18 protein-coding genes are annotated in these 17,754 nt (G+C 42.2%); 10 read left to right on the top strand and 8 right to left on the bottom strand.

Annotated features, from left to right (window positions below):
* The first annotated feature begins 72 nt into the window (after nt 1-72).
* Nucleotides 73-1,353: a lipid IV(A) 3-deoxy-D-manno-octulosonic acid transferase gene (gene waaA / locus M1F26_RS19230; RefSeq protein ID WP_004265144.1), complete on the top strand. Its 1,281-nt coding sequence runs from the start codon at nt 73-75 to the stop codon at nt 1,351-1,353.
* 199 nt (nt 1,354-1,552) lie between these two features.
* Nucleotides 1,553-3,013, top strand: a complete 1,461-nt coding sequence (locus tag M1F26_RS19225) for a glycosyltransferase family 39 protein (RefSeq protein ID WP_125895036.1) — start codon at nt 1,553-1,555, stop codon at nt 3,011-3,013.
* Nucleotides 3,014-3,068: 55 nt separating this feature from the next.
* Here M1F26_RS19225 and M1F26_RS19220 read toward each other — a convergent pair whose 3' ends face one another.
* The 4 genes from M1F26_RS19220 to rfaD all read right to left on the bottom strand — a co-directional run bounded on the left by M1F26_RS19220 (nt 3,069) and on the right by rfaD (nt 6,994).
* A complete protein-coding gene (locus M1F26_RS19220; protein ID WP_140172951.1) occupies nt 3,069-3,929 on the bottom strand; it encodes a WlaTC/HtrL family glycosyltransferase in 861 nt (286 codons plus the stop codon).
* Between the two features lie 94 nt (nt 3,930-4,023).
* Complete coding sequence (rfaC, locus tag M1F26_RS19215; RefSeq protein ID WP_140172965.1) at nt 4,024-4,986, bottom strand: lipopolysaccharide heptosyltransferase RfaC; 963 nt, start codon at nt 4,984-4,986, stop codon at nt 4,024-4,026.
* Nucleotides 4,986-6,032, bottom strand: a complete 1,047-nt coding sequence (gene rfaF, locus M1F26_RS19210) for an ADP-heptose--LPS heptosyltransferase RfaF (RefSeq protein ID WP_140172952.1) — start codon at nt 6,030-6,032, stop codon at nt 4,986-4,988. The genes rfaC and rfaF overlap by 1 nt, the downstream gene beginning before the upstream one ends.
* 23 nt (nt 6,033-6,055) lie before the next feature.
* The gene (rfaD, locus tag M1F26_RS19205) at nt 6,056-6,994 is read right to left on the bottom strand and encodes an ADP-glyceromanno-heptose 6-epimerase (protein WP_140172953.1); all 939 of its coding nucleotides are present in this window, start codon (nt 6,992-6,994) and stop codon (nt 6,056-6,058) included.
* Between the two features lie 229 nt (nt 6,995-7,223).
* Here rfaD and M1F26_RS19200 point away from each other — a divergent pair, with 229 nt between their 5' ends.
* Nucleotides 7,224-8,420: a glycine C-acetyltransferase gene (locus tag M1F26_RS19200; RefSeq protein WP_140172954.1), complete on the top strand. Its 1,197-nt coding sequence runs from the start codon at nt 7,224-7,226 to the stop codon at nt 8,418-8,420.
* A 10-nt stretch (nt 8,421-8,430) separates the two neighbouring features.
* Nucleotides 8,431-9,456: an L-threonine 3-dehydrogenase gene (tdh, locus tag M1F26_RS19195; protein ID WP_004265155.1), complete on the top strand. Its 1,026-nt coding sequence runs from the start codon at nt 8,431-8,433 to the stop codon at nt 9,454-9,456.
* Between the two features lie 63 nt (nt 9,457-9,519).
* Here tdh and M1F26_RS19190 read toward each other — a convergent pair whose 3' ends face one another.
* Nucleotides 9,520-10,584, bottom strand: coding sequence for a divergent polysaccharide deacetylase family protein (locus M1F26_RS19190; protein ID WP_140172955.1), 1,065 nt, complete (start codon nt 10,582-10,584; stop codon nt 9,520-9,522).
* Nucleotides 10,585-10,632: 48 nt separating this feature from the next.
* Nucleotides 10,633-11,922, bottom strand: a complete 1,290-nt coding sequence (gene envC, locus M1F26_RS19185; protein WP_140172956.1) for a murein hydrolase activator EnvC — start codon at nt 11,920-11,922, stop codon at nt 10,633-10,635.
* 433 nt (nt 11,923-12,355) lie between these two features.
* Here envC and M1F26_RS19180 point away from each other — a divergent pair, with 433 nt between their 5' ends.
* From M1F26_RS19180 to M1F26_RS19155, 6 genes are all read left to right on the top strand, one after another.
* Complete coding sequence (locus M1F26_RS19180; RefSeq protein ID WP_004265159.1) at nt 12,356-12,793, top strand: rhodanese-like domain-containing protein; 438 nt, start codon at nt 12,356-12,358, stop codon at nt 12,791-12,793.
* Between the two features lie 129 nt (nt 12,794-12,922).
* A complete protein-coding gene (secB, locus tag M1F26_RS19175; RefSeq protein ID WP_004906947.1) occupies nt 12,923-13,399 on the top strand; it encodes a protein-export chaperone SecB in 477 nt (158 codons plus the stop codon).
* The gene (gpsA, locus tag M1F26_RS19170; protein ID WP_110592793.1) at nt 13,399-14,427 is read left to right on the top strand and encodes an NAD(P)H-dependent glycerol-3-phosphate dehydrogenase; all 1,029 of its coding nucleotides are present in this window, start codon (nt 13,399-13,401) and stop codon (nt 14,425-14,427) included. Before secB ends, gpsA begins: the two co-directional genes overlap by 1 nt.
* 23 nt (nt 14,428-14,450) lie before the next feature.
* On the top strand, nt 14,451-15,272 hold the full coding sequence (gene cysE / locus M1F26_RS19165) for a serine O-acetyltransferase (protein ID WP_140172957.1): 822 nt from the start codon (nt 14,451-14,453) through the stop codon (nt 15,270-15,272).
* A gap of 97 nt (nt 15,273-15,369) precedes the next feature.
* Nucleotides 15,370-15,669 (top strand): AbrB/MazE/SpoVT family DNA-binding domain-containing protein, encoded by a 300-nt coding sequence (locus M1F26_RS19160; protein WP_227528857.1) that lies wholly within the window; start codon nt 15,370-15,372, stop codon nt 15,667-15,669.
* The gene (locus M1F26_RS19155) at nt 15,666-16,028 is read left to right on the top strand and encodes a type II toxin-antitoxin system PemK/MazF family toxin (protein ID WP_140172958.1); all 363 of its coding nucleotides are present in this window, start codon (nt 15,666-15,668) and stop codon (nt 16,026-16,028) included. Before M1F26_RS19160 ends, M1F26_RS19155 begins: the two co-directional genes overlap by 4 nt.
* Nucleotides 16,029-16,057: 29 nt before the next feature.
* On the opposite strand, the gene trmL is transcribed toward M1F26_RS19155, so the two are convergent.
* Both trmL and galE read right to left on the bottom strand, forming a co-directional pair.
* Complete coding sequence (trmL, locus tag M1F26_RS19150) at nt 16,058-16,561, bottom strand: tRNA (uridine(34)/cytosine(34)/5-carboxymethylaminomethyluridine(34)-2'-O)-methyltransferase TrmL (RefSeq protein WP_042846710.1); 504 nt, start codon at nt 16,559-16,561, stop codon at nt 16,058-16,060.
* A 160-nt stretch (nt 16,562-16,721) separates the two neighbouring features.
* On the bottom strand, nt 16,722-17,747 hold the full coding sequence (galE, locus tag M1F26_RS19145) for a UDP-glucose 4-epimerase GalE (protein ID WP_140172959.1): 1,026 nt from the start codon (nt 17,745-17,747) through the stop codon (nt 16,722-16,724).
* Between the last annotated feature and the right edge of the window lie 7 nt (nt 17,748-17,754).

Here is a 17,754-nt window from a genome sequence, read left to right as displayed (position 1 = left end):
TGCATATTCTGCACACTTTTATCTGAGCTTTATGGTAAGATAGCGCCAATTTTGGTAAGTGAATCAGATCGAATGTTATTGCTGCGTTTATATCAGGTACTTCTTTATCTTATCCAGCCATTTATATGGGTTCGCCTATTGCTGCGCAGCCGTAAAGCGCCTGCGTATCGTAAACGTTGGGGCGAACGTTACGGCTTTTGTGCAGGAAAAGTAAAACCTCAAGGCATTTTATTACATTCAGTTTCTGTCGGGGAAACCCTCGCAGCGGTTCCATTAGTCCGTGCACTTCGCCATCACTATCCGTCTTTGCCAATTACAGTAACAACAATGACGCCAACTGGCTCAGAGCGTGTTCTTTCTGCGTTTGGTGATGATGTCGACCACGTCTATTTACCTTATGACCTCCCTGGTTCAATGCGCCGTTTCCTGAAACAAGTCGACCCAAAACTTGTGATCATTATGGAAACTGAATTATGGCCAAACATGATTAACCAATTGTATAAACGTAAAATTCCATTGGTTATTGCGAATGCGAGACTTTCTGAGCGCTCTGCTGCTGGGTATCAAAAGCTCGGTAGCTTTGTGAAACGTATGCTGCGTAATGTCACTATGGTCGCAGCACAACATCAGGAAGATGGTGAACGTTTCGTTCAATTAGGGTTGCGGCGGATGCAATTGAGTGTAACAGGGAGCCTGAAGTTTGATATCTCTGTAACGCCTGAATTAGCTGTCAGGGCAATAACTTTACGCCGCCAATGGGCAGCACATCGCCCAGTTTGGATAGCGACCAGCACTCATGAGGGTGAGGAAGCCATTGTTTTAGAAACACATCAACAGTTATTAAAACGATTTCCTGATCTATTATTAATTTTAGTACCGCGTCACCCTGAACGCTTTGCAAAAGCGGAAGAACTAACTCAAAAAGCTGGTTTAACGTTTATTCGTCGTAGTGCCAATACGATCCCTACTGCAGATGTCCAAGTGGTGATTGGCGATACCATGGGCGAATTGATGTTGCTATATGGAATTGCGGATATTGCCTTTGTTGGGGGAAGCTTGGTAGAGACTGGGGGGCATAACCCGCTCGAAGCGGCAGCCCATGCGCTACCCGTATTAATGGGGCCTCACACATTTAATTTTAAAGATATTTGCGGAAAACTGACTCAAGCAGATGGCTTAATTACGGTGACAGATAGTGAATCGATGGCTCAAGCCGTGACGAGTTTGCTTTCTGATGAAGATTACCGGTTATATTATGGACGTCATGCCGCCGAAGTTCTTCATGAGAACCAAGGTGCCCTTCAAAGATTATTAAAACTATTGCAACCCTATTTGCCTCCGCGAGAGCAATAATGCCAAGTAATGTCTTTTTTTGAATATTAACTTGAACATTACAACAATAGATTGTGAATATTTTCTGGCACATCCTAGTATTGCATTTAAACTATAGTACACTGCCTCGTTTATTATAGAGTCATTCGATTTGGTTTATTACTATTAGAGTAGTATCCAAATGGAATGTTGGAACTTTTGCTTATCTTTCTAAGACTATATGCCAGCCATTAATCAATCAATTTCAAATAAATATGTTTATGTATGGGTCATAAGCTATGCCATAGCTTGGATCTTAGCGAGTTTTTATTTCGACCCAACCGTACCTTATGACACAGTAGAAGCGGTAAATTGGGGGATGAACGGGGAGTGGGGATCACCTAAAAACCCATGGTTTGTTGGCGTTATGATGTGGCCGGCAATTTATCTTGATATCTCCTATAGTTTTTATTGGTACTTTAGCCACTTTGCGGGTATCGCATTCGGTTTACTTGGTGTGTGGAAACTAGCCTTCCGTTTAACTGGGCGCCGCGACCTCGCTTGGTTTGCAATGCTAATGTTGAATTTATCAGGTGTTATTAATTTCGATATCATTCCTTATAATGATAACTATATTTTAGTGACATTATGGCCTTGGGTTATTTATTTCTTTTTACGTGCTGTTGATGATAACCCTGCATGGTGGTTGCCGTTTGCTTTATTTTCAGCTCTTGCAACGATGGGGAAATATTCAACGTTAGCATTAGTTGGGTCTGTTTTCTTATTAACCCTATTTGTGAAACAGGTTCGCCAAAGCTATCGTCAACCTGTTTTTTACCTTGCGATCGCTTTGTGGTTTGCTTTGGTATTACCAAATTTCTTTTGGTTGATGGCAACGGACTTTTCGGCTTTCAAATGGGTGGACTCACAAATCGACCCTGGGTTTAATCTTCATACCACACAAGCAGCACTTAGCGTGTTTTATCCGTTAGTCATTGCTGCGATTATTGTTTATTGCAGTGGTGGAAAGTTAGGATGGCCGAAAGCATTACCTAATCGTTTGGCTAACTTTATTCTTCTTTTTCCACTGGTGGTGATCTATGGCTGGTTCTCTTTCCACGATGGTGGTCGAATAACTGAATGGTTGCAGCCATTTATGGCTATTAGTGCGCCTTTATTTGTTGGCTCAATAACCGTGATGCCAAGAAAACCGTTTAAGAAGTCATTGGTTGGTTTTGCCATTTTTGGTGTTTTAGTGGTGGTTGGTTATATCACGGTTCAGGCTGCGAATATCCGTGGAGCAGGGCAAAAATTTATTGGTGTAAAAACCTTGATAGCAGACGGTGAGCAACGTTGGTATCAGCGTTATGGTACGCCAGTAAAATATGTTGGCGGAGAAGATAATCAATATCAATGGTTTATTATTTATGGTAAGGACAGGCCACATGTGATCCAGCCATGGTCAATGGAAAAACATATGCCGCCAAATGTGTACAACCGTGATATTACAGAAGCTGAAATTCGCCAACATGGGGCGTTATTGCTGGGCAAGAAATATGATGATTGCGCCCATGAAAACTTCGCTAAGGTTCGTAAGTTCTGGCCACAGTTTACGATAGAAAAAGAGGATGTGATTTATCGTTCTGAACCAGATGCAGAACCTGAAACTATGTGCTTTGGGTTTATTGCGCCAGAGAAGTAATTTCTAGTTGAGAATAGAGCCTTTTTAAAGGCCTATTCTTACATATTAGACATATTTACCGAATTAATTTTAACGATATAGCCAAACGTATAAAACGGTTGTATTTTGAACCATGGTTGAATAATCTAAATACATCACGCCATTTCATATACCCTAAGTAATTTAATTGGAAAATGTCTGGGTATTTACTAGCGCAGGTTAAGAATATACCTTGGTCATCATCAACAATGCCTGAAGATAAAAATTCTTTTTGAGTTTCAAATACAGTTTTATAAAACTCTGGCCATTTTTCTTTACTGGCCACTAATACACCACCAATTATATGTGGATTATTATTTAGAATAGTTTCTAATATTGCATTTTTATCTGTTAGAGCTAGTGTATTTTGTATAGAAAACAAATGGATCTTATTAGGATTAAAAGAATGATGCCACTCAGTTATACCATAAATACTTCCATTGTTTCGTATATATCCAAAGTCTACCCATGCCGCGAATTCACTATCAACAAGGTCTAGATCAATCGCTTTTTTGACAAAAAAAGGTTTTAGGTTATTAATCAAAACATACTGTGGCGACCAGTATTCAGGTGCACGTAGTAATTTAGGCTTAATTAGTTTTTTAAATTCATCGCTATTTTGAATTTGTGCAATTTTTTTTAGAATAAACTTAAATTTTTTATCAAGATTAATTGTGATTATATGAGTTACTTTACCTTTTCTCATGGAGAGAATTTCTTCTTGTAAATCTGAAGTTGTAAAGATAATCATATCGTTATCAAGTTTTGCTAACCTATTAAAATATTTAAAGTAAGTTTCATTTGTACATTCTAGTGAATTTGGGCGACCATTTTTTCTATTCCAATTTCCTCTACCGATGTCAAAAAATGCCGTTATGATTGTAATTGAATTATTCATTATAATTAATGTCTGGTATTGGGTAGACGAAAAATGTTGCCTACGTAAATGATGTGGTAAAAGATTAAAAAGTTTGAGTAGCTAAGATACCTTTCTATAGAAAATGTTTCAACTGTTCATAAGTGTATGTAGCACTTATATCCTCGATATGGTTACTCGGAGATTTAATCGTATGCTGCCCTTGCCCATATCCCCCAATCAAGCCGGGGTCAGTGGGGCCAAACAGGGTAAAATTAGGTTTATCAAGTGCCGCGGTTAAATGGCTAAGTCCAGTATCGACAGAAACGACGGCTTTAGCATTAGCAATTTGTTGTGCGACTTCCGCTAAGGTAAGTTTAGGTAAGACCTTAACAAAGTCAAAGCCTTTTGCTAATCGTTCTGCACGTTGCTGCTCATGAGGTGCTCCCCACGGTAGTTTGATTTTGATGCCACTTTCAGCCATCAGTCCAATGAGCTCTCGCCAATTTTCTTCAGGCCAGTGTTTATCATCACGGGTGGTTGAATGCAGAAAAATGACATAAGGGCTTTGAGGCTCTTCTTGTGACTGCAAAAAGTGTTGAGCAATCGCATAATCCCCTTGCTGCGTTGGGCAGGTATAACCAAGGCTTTTGGCAAATAACTGGCGAATACGTTCAACGGCATGTTGTTGCTTACTGACAGCATAACAATGGTCATAAAAGAAGCTGGCTAATGGCTCGCGAATACTATGGCGATCATAACCATGTTTATCGCCATGAGCTAAGCGGGTGACAAGAAAAGCGCTCTTTAATAACCCTTGCGCATCAATAATCGCGTCATAATGTGTTGCTTGTAATTTCTTGCGAAACTCTGCACGTTCGGCTCTGATCGGGGCAGAAAACCAATTTTTTCGCCAGCGGCGAATGGCCACAGGGATCACTTGGTTAACGGCACTGTGCCATGTTGGGATTTGCGCGAAGCCTTCCTCAACGACCCAATCGAATTGAATATCGGGTATAGCTTGTTGTGCATCGGTCAGTGCAGGTAATGAGTGTAAAACATCCCCCATTGAAGATGTTTTGACTAATAATACTCTCATCATTCAATACCTATATTTAACCGAGCTAATGCATCGATAACTAATTGGGGTTGGATATCAATCAAACTTTGGTGATAACCACTTTCACCATCCCCTTTACGCACTTTGTGATATCCGGTAATTAAGCGGATCACTTCTGCTTTATCTGATAATGGCGGGGTGAAATCAGGGCTACTTGGGCCATATAAAGCGACAAGCGGTTTACCGAGTGCTGCTGCGACATGCATCAAACCCGAATCATTACTGACAACGGCATGGCAGGCATCGATTAGATTAACGGCTTGTTCTAACGATGTTTTCCCTGAAAAATTGTGGCAATGCAATTTAGCATCATCGGTCAGCTCTAAACGAATAGCTTCACCGGCTTCATGGTCTTTTTGCGAACCAAATAGTAGCACCTGATAGCCTTTTTGGCTAATCAGTGTTTGAGCAAGAGAAGCGTAGTGGTAGTGAGGCCAGCGCTTGGCGGGGCCGAACTCTGCCCCTGGGCAAAAACCAATAATAGGGCGAGAACCATCAACCCCAAAGGTTTGCAGGGTTTCAGTGACTTCTTGCGGCACCGTAACTAGTTTAGGCGGTAAAATGGGGGTCGGAATATCGGAAGCTGATTGAATAGCTTGCTTATCATAAGCAAGGGCAACATAGCGTTGCACCATCAAAGGAAAAGCATCTTTATTGAGTGGGCGAATGTCATTGAGTAGGCCATAGCGCATTTCACCACGCCATCCCGTTCTTTTGGGGATTTTAGCGAAAAAAGGCACAAGTGCAGACTTTAAGGAATTGGGTAACACAATCGCTTGGTCATAGCCATTCGCCTGCAAACTTTGGCCTAATCGACGACGTTCACCAATTTCCAGTGCGCCATGCCCGAGAGGCATAGGAATGGCTTCGCTAACTTCAGGCATTTTGGCGAGTAAAGGACGGCACCATTGTGGCGCCATCACGTCAATCTGTGCATGGGGATGTAAAGCCTTGATCGTGCGATAAAGGCTTTGTGACATCATCATATCCCCTACCCATGAAGGGCCGATCACCAATATTTTCATAAATGATTTTTCAGAAATAAGCGTTACGCGTCTTTATTGAGCAAATGCATATATTCGGTGACACCTTCTGCAACCGTTTTAAAGGGGGCAGTATAGCCGGCGGCACGTAGCTTAGTGAGGTCAGCTTGTGTGAAGCTTTGGTAGCGACCTTTTAATTTTTCAGGGAATTCAATGTATTCGATGGCCACATTTTTATCTTTGTGGAATTCAGTAACAGCATCAGCAACAGCTTGGAAAGATTCCGCACGTCCTGTACCACAGTTAAAAATACCGGAAACATTATTTTCCCAGAACCATAAATTGACCGCAGCCACATCACCTACATAAATAAAGTCACGACGGAAAGTATCGCTACCTTCGAACAGTTTTGGGTTTTGCCCTTCATTAATTTGTTTATTTAAATGATAAGCAACGCTTGCCATGCTGCCTTTATGGTCTTCATTTGGCCCATAGACGTTGAAATAGCGGAAACCACAGACTTGTGAGTTAGCTTCTGGCAGGATTTCACGCACATATTGGTCAAATTGGAATTTTGAATAGCCATAGACATTTAATGGTTTTTCAAATTGACGCTCTTCAATAAAGTTATCGCTACGGCCACCATAGGTTGCAGCGGAAGAAGCATACAAGAATGGGATTTCGCGATCTAAACAATAGTGTAGTAGCTCTTTCGAATACTGATAGTTATTGTCCATCATATATTTGCCATCCCACTCCGTGGTTGACGAGCAAGCGCCTTCATGGAATACCGCATCGACATCACCGAAATCATCACCCGCAATGATGCTGCCAATAAAATCTTCTTTATCTGCATAATCCGCAATATCAAGGTCAACAAGGTTAGCGAATTTAGTGCCGTCTTTCAGATTATCAACGACTAAGATATCTGTACGGCCGATTGCGTTTAGGGCTTTAATAATATTGCTGCCAATAAAACCAGCTCCACCAGTGACTATGATCATTGGGTATACCTCAAATGGGTTAAGAAAATAGAATCGTAATTGGTGACTATAATAACATCTCTTGGCGCAGACGGTAGCATTGATAGAAGAGAATTGAGCTGACACTTAAATGAGAACAAGGTAAATATCGTGATCTTGGCTACAAACTTGACTTATTTATGCTGTGAATATCGCCACACATAGAGACTATTATTAAACTCTATTAATAGTCTCTATACAGGAATAAATCATGCCAGAAAGATTTTATCAGCAGATTCAAGAACAATTGCTACAAATTGAAGCCGATGGGTTATTTAAAAATGAACGCATTATTACGACTTCACAAGATGCTGACATTGAAATTGTAGGTGGCCAGCGGGTTATTAACTTCTGTGCAAATAATTACCTTGGTCTTGCTAACCATCCTGCACTCATCGAAGCTGCTAAACAAGGAATGGATAGCCATGGTTTTGGTATGGCATCGGTACGCTTTATTTGTGGAACGCAAGATAACCACAAAATTTTAGAGCGCAAACTGGCGGATTTTCTGGGCATGGAAGATGCCATTCTCTATTCATCCTGTTTTGATGCAAATGGTGGGCTGTTTGAAACCTTGTTAGGCGCGGAAGATGCCATTATTTCAGATGCATTAAATCATGCATCCATTATTGATGGGGTTAGGTTAAGCAAGGCAAAACGCTACCGCTACAGCAATAACAATATGGTGGAATTAAAAGCACGTTTAGAGGAAGCCAAAACAGCAGGGGCTCGTCATATTTTAATCGCGACAGATGGCGTGTTCTCAATGGATGGCGTTATCGCTGATTTAAAATCCATTTGTGACCTTGCGGATGAATACCAAGCGTTGGTGATGGTGGATGACTCACATGCTGTTGGTTTTGTTGGGGAAAATGGTCGTGGTAGCCATGAGTACTGCGATGTGATGGGGCGTATCGATATTATCACGGGGACATTAGGTAAAGCCCTTGGCGGCGCATCTGGTGGTTATACGGCAGCGAAAAAAGAGGTAGTTGAATGGCTGCGTCAGCGTTCTCGTCCTTATTTGTTTTCGAATTCTCTCGCCCCTGCGATTGTTGCCGCATCAATCAAAGTGATTGATATGATGAAAGAAGGACATTCATTACGTGAAAAATTATGGCGTAATGCCGTGTTATTTAGAGAAAAAATGACCACAGCGGGTTTTACCCTCGCTGGTGCTGACCACGCCATCATCCCTGTTATGTTAGGTGATGCCAAACTCGCCCAAATTTTTGCGAAAGAGCTACTCGATGAAGGTATTTATGTCACGGGCTTTTTCTACCCTGTTGTACCACAAGGCCAGGCACGTATTCGTACTCAGATGTCTGCAGCACATAGTGAGGAGGATATTTTACACGCTGTTGAAGCATTCACCCGCATTGGTAGAAAACTAAAAATAATCAAATAAAAGGTCTTTTATGAAAGCACTGTCCAAACTGAAAGCTGAACCAGGTATATGGATGACAGATGTTCCGAAACCGGAACTCGGGCACAATGATGTGATGATCAAAATTCGTAAAACTGCGATTTGCGGTACGGATGTACATATCTATAACTGGGATGAATGGTCTCAGAAAACCATTCCTGTCCCAATGGTTGTCGGTCATGAATATATAGGGGAAATTGTTGCGATTGGGCAGGAAGTCAAAGGTTTTAAAATTGGTGACCGAGTGTCAGGGGAAGGGCATATTACTTGCGGCCACTGTCGAAACTGCCGTGGTGGCCGTACTCATCTTTGCCGCAATACGATTGGGGTGGGGGTTAACCGAGAAGGGTGTTTTGCTGAATATCTGGTGATCCCTGCATTTAATGCTTTTAAAATTCCCGATAATATCCCTGATGAAATAGCGGCTATTTTTGACCCATTTGGCAACGCAGTTCATACGGCTCTTTCCTTTGATTTAGTGGGGGAAGATGTGCTGGTTTCAGGTGCTGGCCCTATAGGTATCATGGCGGCTGCAGTGTGCCGACATGTGGGGGCCCGCCATGTTGTTATCACGGATGTGAATGACTATCGACTTGAATTGGCGAAAAAAATGGGTGTTTCCCGTGCAGTGAACGTCAGTCGTGAAAATTTAAAAGACGTGATGAATGAGTTGGGGATGAAAGAAGGTTTTGATGTTGCACTGGAAGTTTCTGGTTCACCAGCAGCTTTTCAGACCATGTTAGACACCATGAACCACGGTGGCAGAATTGCACTATTAGGGATTCCCCCTGCTTCGATGGCAACAGATTGGAGCCAAGTAATATTCAAAGGACTGTTTATTAAGGGAATTTACGGCCGTGAGATGTTTGAAACATGGTATAAAATGGCGACACTCATTCAATCTGGTTTGGATTTATCACCGATAATTACCCATCAATTCTCGATTGATGAGTTCCAAAAAGGCTTTGATATCATGCGTTCAGGCCAATCTGGTAAAGTGATTTTAAACTGGGATTAAATTTTTATCATATCCATTCCCCTTTTTGGCTTTTTTGAACCAAGAGGGGGAACCGAAAATGATCTACTGCTGTTGCTTGAAAAGCGGGCGCTTTTGGGCTCTATCGCCCTGTACCAACAAAGGTTGTAAAGCCTTATCGTTATAAATACTCTCAACCACAAACATAATAAAATCAATCCCCTGTGGCTTAGAAGGTGGTAATGTAAACTCACATATACCGAGTTCTTGCGGAATAATCACATTTTCTGGTTGGCTAGCCGCTTCGGGTTGCACAACAGTAGCATCTTTGGTTAGTGGTGTTTTTATTTCATCTTGTACTGCTTGCTTAGTTTGAGGTTGTGTCGGTGTCTTTTTCGCTTCTTCAGATAGCATTCTTAATGATGTTGGTTGTTTAGTTGAAGATTGAGGGCTCAGCAGAGCACTAACGGCAACTAATTCAACATCAGCAGGAAGTTGGGCAAGGTATTTTTGCAAGGCTCGAACGGTAGAGGGGTGTGGATGACCAATGGCAACCGCACTGCCGTGTTTACGCGCGTAAGCAACGGCTTTATTCAACTGAGTGCGGGTTTCTTCTTCCGATTGGTGGTTATCAATAAAAATATGGCGACGTAACGTGGGAACGCCGTATTCTTTGGCGGCATTACCTACTTGGGTATTCCCAATGGTTACGCTATCGAGGAAAAACAAGTTTGACTTTGACAGGCTGCGCATCACGTTCTGCATACCGGGTAAGCTTGATGTCATCTCGCTCCCCATATGGTTATTCATGCCTTTTGCATAAGGAACTCGGGTTATCGCATTTTTAATAATAAGGTCAATTTCCTCTGCACTCATTGATGGAGCTAATGTGTCTTTCTCTAGCGGTTGTTTGCTCAATGGTTTCATTGGCATATGGATGAGAATATCGCGCCCTTGCTGATGGGCTTTTTCTGCGACTTCACGGCCATGGGGAGAGCTCGGTAAAATTGCAATAGTTACCGCAGGGGATAACGCTAGAATTTGGTTGTCTTCTTTAACGCGATAACCAAAATCATCAATCACAATCGCCAATTTTGCCGCACTCACCGGTAGACACATCATTAATAATGACAAAACAATGAGTGGTCGAATGGGTAAGTGCTTCAGCATAACGTTATCCTAATTAATTGAATTTAAAATTTATCGCCCTAACTATATTTATCGGCCTAACCATGGACGTGGGTTTACGGTTTTACCTTGTCTACGAATTTCAAAATAGAGGGCCGGACGTTCTTGGCCGCCACTGCTACCCACTAAGGCGATAGGTTGGCCCGCTCTAACCTCTTGGCCAACATTCACTAAGGCACTTTGGTTATAACCATACAGGCTCATATCCCCTTTACCGTGTTCAACGACGACAACGAGCCCATAGCCTTGTAACCAGTCAGCCAGTAACACGCGCCCATCGGAGATGGCTTTGACTTGCGTTCCTTCATTAGCGGCGATAACCATGCCTTTCCAACGTAACTCACTGGAAATGGTATCACCATAGTTATGGAGTAATGAACCACGAACAGGCCAGATAGCTTGCCCTGCAGGGCGCCCTAAACCACCAGTACGAGACATCAGTGAACGTTCGCTCTCTGACGGTTTATAGGTTGAGCCTTTCTGTTTGGCTTGACGTTCTTTTTCAGCGACTTGCACGCGAATACGTGCTGCTTCTTTGGCCTCTCGCTCTGCTCTGGCCTTGGCTTCACGTTCGGCGCGAGCAATTTTGTCGCGTAATCTTGCTTCGTTTTGTTTTAGAACAGCAAGATTTTTTTGGTCTTCTTTTAATGTACTTTCAAGGGCATTCAAGGTTTTTTGCCGTGAAGCGCGTGCGTTATCCAACTTACGCTTTTCTTGTTGTTGGCGAGCCAGTGTTGTTTTTTGTTCGGCTTGTTTTTTTTGTTCGAGTTGTTTTTGTTCTTGCAGCTCTTGAGTAGTTTCCTCTAGAGCGGCAATGTTTTTTTCACGCGCCTGATTTAAATAGCTGTAATAGGCCAAAATACGTTCTTCTCGCTGGCCTTCTTCACCTTTGAACATTAGGGTTAACCCTTGGTGTTTACCTAACCGAAAGGCAGCGTCTAGTTGGTCAGCTAATAATTTTTCTTGTTGTTGTTTTTTGGTTTGTAGTTGCTTGATATTGCTATTTAAGGAAACAATTTCTTTATCTAATTGTTTTAGCTGGTTTTGAGTCTCATGCAGGCTACGACCGGCCGCAGAAATACTTTGCTCTTGTTGTTTAAGTTGTTCAAGCAGTGCTGAGCGCTTGGCTTGTTGTTCTTTTACGCTTTTTTCTTTTTCAGCAATACTTTTGAGTAAATCATGTAATTGCCCTTTATTTTCAGTGATCTGGTTGGCAAACACAGTTTGTGTTGGGGCGAGCGCAAGCAACCCTAACCCAAAGAGAGCGCTAATAGCCTGACGAATAAATGAAATTTTCATTCGATGATGTGTATTGGCCATCGTGATAAATCACCTCAATTAAATACAATAACTGATTATTTCATCTGCAAGTGATGGTTTCCAGCACTGTCTAACAAATAGTATTGAAAACATTTATAAATTCGGACTTTTGCCCTGAATCAGAACTATATTAAGTCAAATAACACAGTTTTATTATCACTGATTTATTTTGTATAGCCAGTATTCAATACTTTTTTCTTATTCACTGCCTATTTGAAGCACGATTTAGACCTGTTTCGCACATTTATGATAAAATATTTGCGTACCGCTTCGAAACAGAAAAGCGATTTTTCAGTGAACGGGATTAATTTTGCGAGCCTTAGCGCAAAAAAAATAAGCTAGTTTGCGGGAATTGGCTGTAATTAGCTCAACACAAAGGTATACTCAGAACCCTTTGATATTCGTTTTTAACTAACGGGAGTGATTGCCCCCCATGATCCAAGAAATCATGCAATTTGTAAGCCGGAACATGTTATTGAGTCTGGTTTGGATAGCGCTATTAGTTGCTGTGGTTGTTATGACCTTTAAAGGCCTTTTCTCTAAAACGAAAGTGATTGCTCGTTCACAAGCGATTACACTGATTAATAAAGAAGAGGCGGTTGTTGTCGATTTACGTTCTCGCGATGATTTCCGTAAAGGGCACATTATTGATTCTATTAACTTAACACCGTCTGAAATTAAAGAGAATAATTTAGGTGAATTAGAAAAACACAAACAGAAACCAGTGATTATCGTTTCTGCGAGTGGTATGGAATCAGGTAAACCTGCTGAACAGCTGGCACAACACGGTTTTGAAAAAGTCTTTGTCCTGAAAGAAGGGATCTCTGGCTGGGCAGGTGAAAACCTTCCGCTAGCTCGTGGTAAGAAGTAGTTATCCAGCATGTATTTGCTCCCAAGTTATATTCGCAGTATGTGACTTGGGTAGCGCAATGCAGCGAACACCCCTGTAGCTCAAAGAATGACAGGGAAAATTCATATGGAAGTTAAAGGTACATAAACTATGTCAGAACAAAACAACTCAGAAATGGTTTTTCAAATTCAACGCATTTATGCAAAAGACGTTTCATTTGAAGCACCTAATGCACCACACATCTTTCAACACGAGTGGCAGCCAGAAATTAAATTAGATTTAGATACTTCTTCAACTCAGCTGTCTGAAGGTGTTTATGAGGTTGTTTTACGTGTCACTACTACGGCAACTTTAGGTGAAGAAACAGCTTTCTTGTGTGAAGTGCAGCAGGCGGGTGTTTTCTCTATCGAAGGCATTGAAGGTACTCAAATGGCACATTGCTTAGGTGCATACTGCCCGAACATCCTGTTCCCATATGCACGTGAAGCGATCACTAGCTTAGTGGGCCGTGGTACATTCCCACAATTGAACTTAGCGCCAGTTAACTTTGATGCACTGTTCATGAACTATTTACAGCAGCAACAAGGTGAACAAGCGCAGAACTCAGAAGCTCAACAGGACGCTTAATGAATACTGCTTCAATGACAGTGATCGGTGCCGGCTCGTACGGCACCGCTTTAGCCATTACGCTTGCACGTAATGCACATCAGGTTGTGTTATGGGGCCATGACCCAAAACACATTCATCAATTAGAACAAGATCGCAGCAATCAGGCGTTTTTGCCTGGCGTTTCTTTTCCTGATAGTTTATCTCTCGAAACGGACTTAAAACGCGCCGTTGAGTCGAGCCCCAATATCTTGATTGTAGTACCGAGCCATGTTTTTGGTGATGTACTAAAACAAATCCAGCCATACTTACGCGCAGACTCCCGTATTATTTGGGCGACTAAGGGCTTAGAAAGGGATACTGGCCGTTTGTTGCAAGAAGTGGCACGTGAGGTATTAGGCAATGAAATTCCGCTGGCAGTACTTTCTGGCCCGACATTTGCGAAAGAATTAGCCGCAGGTTTACCAACGGCAATTTCCGTGGCGGCAAGCGATAGCCAATTTGGTGATGATTTACAAAAATTATTCCATTGCGGCAAGAGCTTTCGCGTCTATAAGAACCCGGATATGGTTGGGGTGCAACTGGGCGGTGCCGTAAAAAACGTGATTGCTATTGGTGCCGGTATTTCTGATGGCATGGGCTTTGGTGCGAATGCACGTACTGCATTGATTACCCGCGGTTTAGCTGAAATGAGCCGTTTAGGTGCAGCTTTGGGAGCAGACCCTGCAACTTTTATGGGTATGGCAGGCTTAGGTGACCTTGTGTTAACGTGTACAGATAACCAATCCCGTAACCGCCGTTTTGGCATGATGCTAGGTGATGGCGTTAGCGTTGAAGATGCAGAAAAAGAGATTGGCCAAGTCGTTGAAGGCTATCGTAATACCAAGGAAGTTCGCGCACTGGCTGAGCGGGCAGGTGTTGAAATGCCAATTACTGAGCAAATTTATCAAATCCTTTACCGCCATAAAAATGTGTTAGAGGCGGCGCAAGCACTACTAGGGCGTGCGACGAAAGATGAAATTGCAGATATGCCAAAGCTGCATGATTAATAAAAATAGATAGGTGAGTGATTATGTCGCGTGAAGAACTGGATAGAATTTGGGGTTTCATTAAAGATGAAGCGAAGTCTCTTGCGGACTGCGAACCACTCCTCGCCAGCTTTTTTAACGCGACATTGTTAAAGCACGACAATTTAGGCAGTGCGCTCAGCTATATGCTAGCCAATAAACTGAGCTCGCCGATTATGCCAGCGCTTGAAGTGCGTGAAATTGTTGAGGAAGCTTATCGCAATGACGAAGGCATGATTTTCTCTGCAGCAATGGACTTAGCCGCGGTTCGCCTACGTGACCCCGCCGTTGATAAATATTCCACTCCATTATTGTATTTGAAAGGTTTCCACGCCTTGCAAGCCTATCGTATCGGTAATTGGCTGTGGAAAGAAGGCCGCCAAGCGCTGGCGGTTTATTTGCAAAATCAAATCTCCGTCTCTTTTGGTGTCGATATCCACCCAGCCGCCCGTATTGGTTGTGGCATTATGCTTGACCACGCAACGGGTATTGTGATTGGGGAAACGGCCATTGTCGAAAATGATGTCTCAATTTTGCAATCCGTCACGCTAGGCGGTACTGGGAAAACCTGTGGCGACCGCCATCCTAAAGTAAGAGAAGGGGTGATGATTGGCGCAGGGGCAAAAATTCTAGGCAATATTGAAATTGGCCGCGGTGCAAAAATTGGCGCAGGTTCTGTTGTACTTCACCCCGTTCCACCACACACCACGGTAGCAGGGGTTCCAGCACGCATTGTCGGTAAACCAACCAGCGATAAACCGTCCTTAGAAATGGATCAAAACTTTAATGGTAGTATTTGGGGTTTTGAAAATGGGGATGGGATTTGAGTTGTGAGGGTTCTAGTTCGATCGTTTTCATTTTTGATTTCCCCTATCTGTATATAAATTGACCGAAAATTTGCTTTAACCTCAATGAGGTTATACAATGTTTATACATTTAGAAGCTAATATACTCAAAAATAAGTATGGGGTAAGAGAAATGAGCGTTGCTATAAAAAAATGGGGAAATAGCCAAGGCATTGTTATCCCATCAGCTATCTTAAAACAATTAGGTATTGAGGTTGGTCAACGTCTTGATATTTCTGTTAATAACGGTAATTTGGTTCTTTCTCCCAAAAAGAAGATAAGGATGTTTTCTGAAGCTTATTTGCTTGACAATATGAATGAATATAATAGTCATTCAGATGAACTTGCTCAAATTAATGATATGGAAATTGGTGAATGAGTAAAAGTTACATACCAAGGCGAAATGATATTATTTGGTTAGATTTTGACCCAACGAAAGGAAAAGAAATAGGAAAATATCGGCCTGCACTCGTTTTATCCAGTGTGGAATATAATAAAAAATCAGGCTTGGTAATTTGTTGTCCTATTAGCACAAGCATTAGAGGGCACATAACAGAAGTAAGGATAAATAATCTTGATACTCCTTGTGTTGCTGCGGCAAACCTTATTCAAACAATATCTTGGAAAGATAGAAGTATGAAGTTTGGGGTAGTTGCTGATGAGGGGGTTCTTGATGGTGTGCTCGCAAGGTTGATCCCATTAATTGGTGGAGAGCATTTTTTTATTGATTCAAACTAAAGGAACTCAAACTGAGCTCCTTTTATAGTCTAGTCCTTTAGCAGCGCCCCTGCATACCCCAACTGCCTCCATGCTTCAAACACAACCACTGCCACAGAGTTGGATAAATTCATACTGCGGCTGTCTGCCAACATAGGAATACGAATTTTTTGCTCCATTGGCATGTTATCTAGCACATAAGGCGGTAGCCCACGGGTTTCAGGGCCAAACATCAAATAGTCATTTTGTTGGTAGCTGACATTGCTGTGGCTTGGCTTACCTTTAGTGGTTAAGGCAAACACGCGCGCTCCACTTTCAGATTGGTTATTATCCGGGTTCAGCCCTTCACTTTTCAAAAATGCATAATAATCATGGTGATGCTTGATATCGGCAAATTCGCTATAGTCCAACCCTGCACGGCGTAAGCGTTTATCATCCCATGTAAACCCAAGAGGGTGAATAAGATGCAAATCAAAGCCAGTATTGGCACAAAGGCGAATGATATTGCCCGTATTTGGCGGTATTTCTGGTTCGAATAAAACAATGTGTGGCATAACGTTAAGCTGATATTTGTGATAATAAATGATGGGAAGAGTTTACGCGCAAATGGGTTTGTTTTCATGTGGAACTTTTATAGCAGCCGTAAAAATTATTTGTACCCTGAAAACAAAAAACGAGCCATTAAGGCTCGTCTATAGAAATAACTCGTTGAGGTTAGCGATTATAACCATTAGGGTTCATGGACTGCCAACGCCAGCTATCATTGACCATATCTTGGATAGAATACTGTGCTTTCCAGTTTAAATCTTTCAATGCTTTTTCTGGGCTAGACCAGCATTCCGCAATATCACCAGGGCGCCTTGCTACAATCTCATATTTAATTGGTTTACCTGACGCTTTTTCAAAAGCAGCAATAATTTCCAGCACACTTGTGCCAGTCCCTGTACCAAGATTGTAAACATGTAAGCCTGCTTGCTGGCTAACTTTATTCAGCGCGGCAATATGGCCATCAGCCAAATCCATCACGTGAATATAGTCACGCACACCAGTACCATCCGGTGTTGGGTAATCATTACCAAATACCATCACTTGTGGGCGGCGGCCTACAGCGACTTGGGAAACAAACGGTGCCAAGTTATTCGGAATCCCTTGCGGGTCTTCACCCATGGTTCCGGATGGGTGTGCGCCAACAGGGTTAAAATAACGCAGTAAGGTCAGTGACCAATCATCTTCCGCAATATATAAATCCGAAAGGATACGCTCAACCATATACTTACTGGTTCCGTATGGATTGGTGGTTCCACCGACTTTGGAATTTTCTGTTAATGGTACCTCTTCAGGATCACCATATACGGTAGCGGAGGAACTAAAAATCAGGCTTTTAACACCGGCTTTTTTCATGCTTTCCACTAATACCAGTGTGCCATTGACGTTAACATCATAGTATTCAATCGGTTTCTGTACTGACTCACCAACAGCTTTTAACCCAGCAAAGTGAATGACGGAATGAATTTGATGATTAGCAAAAATGGACGCTAAAATTTGGCTATCACGCACATCACCTTGGTAAAAGACCGGCTTAACACCTGTGATAGCTTCAATACGGTTAAGCACTTCAAGGTTGGCATTATGCAGGTTATCTAAAATAACCGGCTGCATCCCTTGCTGGATCATCTGTACACAGGTATGGCTACCAATGTAGCCAAGACCACCAGTAACGAGAACGTGTTGATTATTCATCTCAATA

It is taken from the genome of Providencia sp. PROV048 (assembly GCF_033688165.1).
GTDB lineage: Bacteria > Pseudomonadota > Gammaproteobacteria > Enterobacterales > Enterobacteriaceae > Providencia > Providencia hangzhouensis.
Note: the sequence above shows the minus strand (reverse complement) of the source record. Positions and strands in the feature narration are given on the sequence as shown.